Source organism: Bradyrhizobium sp. (genome assembly GCF_016462955.1).
GTDB lineage: Bacteria > Pseudomonadota > Alphaproteobacteria > Rhizobiales > Xanthobacteraceae > Bradyrhizobium.
This window is the reverse complement of the sequence record NZ_JAEMSD010000094.1, coordinates 9359-13862: the sequence shown is the minus strand read 5'-3', so window position 1 is coordinate 13862 and position 4504 is coordinate 9359. Positions and strand designations below refer to the sequence as shown.

4 protein-coding genes are annotated in these 4504 nt (G+C 66.3%); 1 reads left to right on the top strand and 3 read right to left on the bottom strand.

The window, feature by feature from the left end; all coding sequences use genetic code 11:
• The 3 genes from JHD07_RS12760 to JHD07_RS12750 all read right to left on the bottom strand — a co-directional run.
• The coding region (locus tag JHD07_RS12760) for an SDR family NAD(P)-dependent oxidoreductase (RefSeq protein ID WP_291622553.1) at window positions 1–562 on the bottom strand (562 nt) is incomplete at its 3' end.
• A 124-nt stretch (window positions 563–686) separates the two neighbouring features.
• The gene (locus JHD07_RS12755; RefSeq protein ID WP_291622551.1) at window positions 687–1952 is read right to left on the bottom strand and encodes an FAD-binding oxidoreductase; all 1266 of its coding nucleotides are present in this window, start codon (window positions 1950–1952) and stop codon (window positions 687–689) included.
• Window positions 1953–1956: 4 nt separating this feature from the next.
• Window positions 1957–3618 (bottom strand): thiamine pyrophosphate-binding protein, encoded by a 1662-nt coding sequence (locus JHD07_RS12750; RefSeq protein ID WP_291622549.1) that lies wholly within the window; start codon window positions 3616–3618, stop codon window positions 1957–1959.
• Between the two features lie 211 nt (window positions 3619–3829).
• On the opposite strand from JHD07_RS12750, the gene JHD07_RS12745 reads away from it, so the two are divergent.
• Window positions 3830–4504, top strand: a 675-nt coding sequence (locus tag JHD07_RS12745; RefSeq protein WP_291622547.1) for an aspartate/glutamate racemase family protein, incomplete at its 3' end; no start/stop codon positions are given.

Below are 4504 nucleotides of genomic sequence, written 5' to 3'. Positions count from 1 at the left end.
GGATCGTGCCCGGCCCGACCGCGACGACGCGGATGTCGTGCGGAGCGAGCGCGACGGCAGCGACGGAGGTGAGCTGCTTCATGCCGCCCTTGGACATCGCGTAGGTCGCGAGCGCCGGGATCGCCAGCAGCGCATTCACCGAGGACATGTTGACGATGACCCCGCCGCCGCCTTGCGCGATCATCTGCTTCGCCGCCGCCTGCACACCGAAGAAGGCGCCCTTCAGATTGATGCCGATGATCTCGTCGAATTCCTCTTCGGTGATCTCGAGAATGTCCCGGTTGCGGGCGACGCCGGCATTGTTGACCATGATGTCGAGCCGGCCGAACTCCTTCACGGCGGTTGCGACCAGCTGATCCACGTCAGCGCGCTTGGCGACGTTGCCAACGATCGTGCGCAAGGCATCCGGCCGGGCGAGCTCGGCAGCCGTCGCAGCCAAACCCTTGGCATCGACGTCGGAGATGACGACCTTGACGCCGTCGTCCAGGAATCTCTTCGCACAGGCCTTGCCGATGCCACGCGCCGCGCCGGTGATGGCGGCAACCTTGCCCGATAGTTTCATGGGTTCACTCCGGAATAGCTGCTCGCGGCAGGCCGACGCTGGATGAGACATCCGGCTTGGGCCGCCGCGAAGCCGAGATGAGCACGGAACCAGCTCTTGATAAAGGCAGCATCGGCCGCGCCCCTCAGAGGAAACGACCGGGTGCAAACGGCGCGAGCGGGATCTCGGGCTGCTTACCGCTGACGAGCTGAGCGACGAGACGCCCGGTGCGGGCCGAGCCGACCAGGCCGACATGACCGTGGCCGAAGGCATAGACGATGTCGCGCGAAGCGCGCGCGTAACCGATGCAGGGCCGTCCGTCGGGCATGCTCGGCCGGTGGCCGAACCAGCTCTTGATGCGCGATGGCGGGATCTCCCTCGGCAGGTTAGGGAACATGCCGAGCAAATGTTTGCGCAGGATCTCGGCGCGCTTCCAGTTCGGCGCGGCCTCGAGCCCCGCGATCTCGACGGTGCCGGCGGCGCGCAGGCCCTTGTTTGTCCAGTTCACCACCATCTTGGCGTCGGAGGCCATCATCGAGCTGCGCGGGCCTACTTCCGGATTCTCGATCATCACGTGATAGCCGCGCTCGGTCTCGAGCGGCAAGGGATCGCCGACCGACGCGGTGAGCTGCTTCGAGCGGGCACCCGCCGCGACCACAGCGGCATCGCATGCGATCTCGCCGGTTTCGGTGACGACCGCGACGAGCTTGTCCCCGGCGAGCCTCAAGCCGGTCGCCTTCGCGCGCACGTGCTTCGCACCGCAGGCGAGCGCGTGATTGGCGAGCGCCGCGACATAGGCGCCGGGATCGCGGCAGCGGCCGGCCTCCTCAACCACCACGCCGAAGGTATAGCGCGGATGCAGCTCCGGCTCGCGCTGGCGCATCTCGTCAGCGTTGAGCTCCAGCCATTCGACGCCGACTTTCTTGCGCAGGCGCCAGCCGAGATCGTCGTCGAACTTGTCGCGCGAGGTGAAGATGTGCATCACGCCATTACGCTCGATCAGCTCGGGGACGCCGGCCTCCTCCGCCAGCTTGCGGTGCAGCAGCGGCGCATCCTTCAACAGGTCGCGCAGCGCGAACGCCGTCGTCTCGACCCGCGACTCGGTCCATCCCGACAGCAGATATTTGACCAGCCAGGGCAGCGCCTTCGGCAAGTAGGACCACCGGATCGCGAGCGGCCCGAGCGGATCCATCAGATAGCCCGGCACCTTCTTCCAGATGCCCGGCTCGGCCGGCGGGATCACCGAATGCGACGACAGCCAACCGGCATTGCCGTAGCTCGCCGCCTGCTCGCCGCCGGGCTCACCGGGATCGATCAGCGTGACGCGATGGCCTTCGCGCAGCGCCTCGATGGCGCTGATCACGCCGACCGCACCGGCTCCGATGATGGCGACGTGGCGTCCGGCCGACATCGCCTTACGCCTTCACCGCGGGCGTGAAATCCTTGCCGACCGAGATCGCACGGGGATCGATGATGCAATGGAGGATCGACGGCTTGCCCGAGGCCAGCGCGCGCTCGAACGCCGGCGCGAATTCTTCGGTGCGCTCGACGCGCTCGCCATGACCGCCGAACGCCTTCGCATACATCGCGAAGTCCGGGTTCTTGAGCTGGGTGCCGACGACCCGGCCAGGATAGTCGCGCTCCTGGTGCATGCGGATGGTGCCGTATTGCGCATTGTCGACGATGATGACGATCAGCGGCGCATCGTATTGCACGGCGGTCGCGAACTCCTGACCGTTCATCAGGAAGCAGCCGTCGCCGGCAAAGGCGACGACGATTCGATCCGGATATTGCCGCTTGGCGAGCACGCCAGCCGGCACGCCGTACCCCATCGAGCCTGACGTCGGCGCCAGTTGCGCGGCAAAGCTGTGGAAGCGGTGATGGCGATGGATCCAGCCGGCATAATTGCCGGCACCGTTGCAGACGATCGCATTCTTCGGCAGACGGTCGCGTAGCCAGGTCATCACCTCGCCATACTGGAACCTGCCCGGCAGCTCGCGCGCCTTCTCGGTCCAGGCGAGATAATCGGCGTGCGCCTTGGCGGCCTCGCCCTTCCACGCCACCGCGCCCGGAGGCTTCAGCGTCTCGACCGCGGCAGCAAACGCGGCAGGGGTCGCCTGGATCGCCAGATCAGGCTGGTAGATGCGGCCAAGCTCTTCAGAGCCTGGATGCACATGGATCAGTTTCTGCTTCGGATTGGGAATGTCGAGCAGCGTGTACGACGAGGACGGCATCTCCGACATGCGGCCGCCGATGAGGAGAACGACGTCGGCATTCTCGATGCGGGCCTTCAGGCCCGGGCTGGGTCCGATGCCGAGATCGCCGGCATAATGCGAATGGTCGGCGTCGATCAGCGAAGCCCGGCGGAACGAGGTCGCAACCGGCAGGTCGAAGCGCTCGGCAAAGCGGGCGATGCTCTTGGTGGCATCCTCGGTCCAGCGCGAGCCGCCGAGGATGACGAGCGGCGCCTTGGCGGACGCAAGCATCGCGCCGAGCTTCTCGATATCGGCCGGCGCGGGCCAGCTCACCGCCGGCTCGATGCGCATTGCATCGGCGACGGCGGCCGTCTCGGTCAGCATGTTTTCCGGCAGCGCGATCACCACGGGACCGGGGCGGCCCTGCATCGCGACGCGGAAGGCGCGCGCCACCAGCTCCGGAATGCGGTCGGGACGATCGATCTCGACCGCCCATTTCGCCATGGAGCCGAACACCGCCTTGTAGTCGAGCTCCTGAAACGCCTCGCGCTCGCGCATGCCGGTGTCGACCTGACCCACGAACAGGATCATCGGCGTCGAATCCTGCATCGCGATGTGGACGCCATGGCTGGCATTGGTGGCGCCGGGACCACGGGTGACGAAGCAGATTCCGGGCCGGCCCGTGAGCTTGCCATAGGCCTCCGCCATCATGGCCGCACCGCCCTCGGCGCGGCAGATCACGACGTCGATCGGGCTGTCATGCAGCGCATCGAGCGCCGCCAGATAGCTCTCGCCCGGCACGCAGGTGACGCGCTCGACGCCTTGCGCGACGAGCTGATCGATCAGGATCTGGCCCCCGGTGCGGGTGTTGCGGATGGTCATGTCGGCTCCCTCGAGACTCTGGCGCTGCTCTATTTCGGGAACTGGGTAGGACAGGCCGCGAGAGCGCGCAAGATCGAAAGGCTTCTCGCAGCCTGCGCAGGCGTCATGCCAGTCCCTGCTGTTTGCACTACAGCACGTGCGGCGGCCCTGATGGCGAGCTGTGCGATCTTCGTCTACGATCCGACCGAACCAACTCGCCTGGAGCACCGGAATGCAAACCATCGGCCTGATCGGCGGCATGAGCTGGGAGAGCACCGCGCTCTACTACAAGCTCATCAACGAGCGGGTTCGGGATCGCATGGGAAAGCTGCATTCCGCTCCGCTCTTGATGTATTCCTACGATTTCGAGGAGATCAAGCAGATGCAGTACGGCGGCCGTTGGCAGGAGGCGGCGGCCAGCCTTGCAGAGGTCGCACGACGCCTCGAAGACGCCGGCGCGCGTGCGATCGTTTTGTGCACGAACACGATGCATAAGCTGGCGCCGGAGATTACGGCGAGCGTGACCGTTCCGTTCATCCACATCGGCGACGCCACGGCGCAGCGGATCCGGACCAAGGGATATCGACGGGTCGGACTCCTCGGCACGAAGTTCACGATGGAGGAAGACTTCTACATCGACCGGCTGCGCGCGCACGATCTCGACGTCCTGATTCCGTCCGCGAGCGAACGTGCGGAGGTGAACCGCATCATCTACGACGAGCTCTGCCTCGGCATCGTCACCGATGCCTCGCGCCGTCGCTACCAGGCGGCGATGGCGGCCCTGGTCGCCAGCGGCGCCGAATGCATCATCCTCGGCTGCACCGAGATCACCATGCTGGTCGGCCCGGACGACACTTCGGTCGAAACGTTCGACACCACGGCCATCCACGCCGAGACCGCCGCCGAT